The sequence below is a fragment of the Mesorhizobium sp. M0904 genome, assembly GCF_040319475.1.
Lineage (GTDB): Bacteria > Pseudomonadota > Alphaproteobacteria > Rhizobiales > Rhizobiaceae > Mesorhizobium.
The window spans coordinates 1-2,111 of the sequence record NZ_JAMYOC010000055.1; the positions used below are offsets into that span (position 1 = coordinate 1).

The window sequence follows — 2,111 nt, forward strand, 5'->3', positions numbered from 1 at the left end:
CAGCGTCAGGCGCGTCTCTTCCGGCAGCGCCTGCCATGGTGGCATCTGCGCGGTCTCCGCATCGTGCGGGTTGGAGAACAGATCGTACTGATATGTCGTGGGCTGGCGCGGCATGGACCTCTCCCCGATTCGCGTCGGCATACCGACCTGTTTCTCGCATCAGCGGTCCATCAAGCGAACTGAAACAACCGGCGAGGACACCGACAAGGGTGCCCAGAAAAATTCGAGATGCTCATCGCCGTCACACCGACAGCGATAGAGATGCGCCCGCCCGCCATCATTCGAGCATGGACGAGCGCACATAGCGACTAATCTGTGCGGTCGTCTGCACCGGTAGCACCATCACCGGCATAATTATCTGACGAAGCTGCTTGACGAAGCTGCTCCAGCTGTCGACGAGATTGGTGTTATAGATCGACAGGAACCAGTTGGATAGACAGCGAAGATCAGGATGGCCAAAACGCCCGAGAAGAAGGGCGGAACCGCCAGGCCGATCATCGACAGGAAGGGGCCGATTTGCTCGAACACGGAATATTGCTTGTAGGCCGACATGATGCCGATCGTCAGAGCAATCAGCGCCACCGATTACATAGGCGAGGCCGACAACCCACAAGGTCTGGGGAAGTCGCTCGACAATAGGTGTCGGGACTGCCGGGATCGCTCCCGAAGAACACCGAGGCATTAATGTTTCTTAGTTCTACGAGGTTGCACTTAGGCAGTCTCACGCCCGGCTGCACCATGACCTGAAACCTCAGGGGTTTTCAGCTCGTGCCATGAAGGCCGGACAAGATGGTTGCGCCAATAGTGGCAGCAACAACAGAGCTGTCCTCAGCGATTCTTTAACCCTCCTTCCTTTGAATTGAAGTAGCTCAATTTACGGCTGAACCATATCATCTTGACGAAGCCGTGCAAGAGACAAGTTCCGCCTGAGCCTGAACATTCTATCGCAGGCGATATGGCGCGCAGGAGCGCCGCGGCGTCCGTCCCCCGACGAGGTGCAGGCTAGGGAAGCGGTCATAGGTAGGCCGCTGATGCGCCAGGGGCTGCGAAGACTATAGCGGGTTCGGCACCGGGCGGGCGGGGACTGAGGCCCGCGTGCCGAGGAAGTGGATGGGAGACTTTCTCGCCGGGCGCGCCTCCGAGTCTCCTGCGCTCCTTTCGTCTGCGGTGAAGGGCGGCGGCGAGTAGAAGCGCAAGTTTGGTCTTGCACTGTCCCATGGAAATGATATAGTTCATTTGAAGAATGCCATACTGCAAATGAGGGCATAGGAAACTCCAATGAATCGTTGGATAAGAGCAATCGCCGCGGCCGTGATTGGCGCAACTACATTGTTCGGCTTGGCCTCCGTGCCTGCACGGGCCGAAGACCCCGCGTTGGTGCTCGACCGCATCAAATCGAGTGGCAGGTTGAAGTTTCCGGTTATGGTCGCGGAGGAGCCGGGCTACATCAAGGATCCCCGCACCGGCGAATGGAGCGGCTTATTCGTAGACTGGGGAAAGGATATCGCCGGTCTGCTGGGCGTTGAGATCGAGTACTATGAAACCACGTGGGGCAATCTCGCTGCGGACTTCCAGGCCGGCAAGATTGACCTTGCTGTGGCGCTGAACCCGAACCCTCGCCGCGGTCTCGTCGTCGACTATGTGCCAGGTGCTATCGTCGAAGGTATTTGGGCGCTCGTTGCCCGCCCTGGCTTCGAGCCGAAGACCTGGCGCGAGATGGACAAGAAGGAAGCCCGCGTCGCCGTGCAGAAGGGCGGCACTATGCAGGTCATCGCCGAGTCCGTTATTCCCAACGCCACCATCGTCGTCGTTCCCACGCGCGATCAAGCTATTCTGGAACTTCAGTCGGGCAAGGTTGACGCCATGATCATTGCCGACCAGGAGGCCGCCTTGCTGGACTCCAAGGGCATCGGCAAGGCGGTGGTACCCATGCCGGTGCTGCGCAATCCGGCGACGATCGGCATCCGTCGCGAAGCCGGCAACGAGGGCTTCTCCAACCTCCTAGCGAACTGGATGTCACAGCAGAACTCCCTGGGTCTCGCGTGCTCGCGCATCACCCGTTACATGCTTGAGCGTGGCATTGACATGAAGGTAGTTCCCCAGTCCGGAAA

1 protein-coding gene and 1 pseudogene are annotated in these 2,111 nt (G+C 59.0%); one reads left to right on the forward strand and one right to left on the reverse strand.

Annotated features, from left to right (window positions below):
• Positions 1–148: 148 nt before the first annotated feature.
• A pseudogene (locus NKH80_RS30205) lies at positions 149–287 on the reverse strand (ABC transporter permease); the annotation flags it as partial.
• Positions 288–1,278: 991 nt separating this feature from the next.
• Between NKH80_RS30205 and NKH80_RS30005 the strand changes: the two are divergent.
• Positions 1,279–2,111 (forward strand): transporter substrate-binding domain-containing protein (locus NKH80_RS30005; RefSeq protein WP_352995643.1); only part of this gene is annotated, 833 nt, incomplete at its 3' end.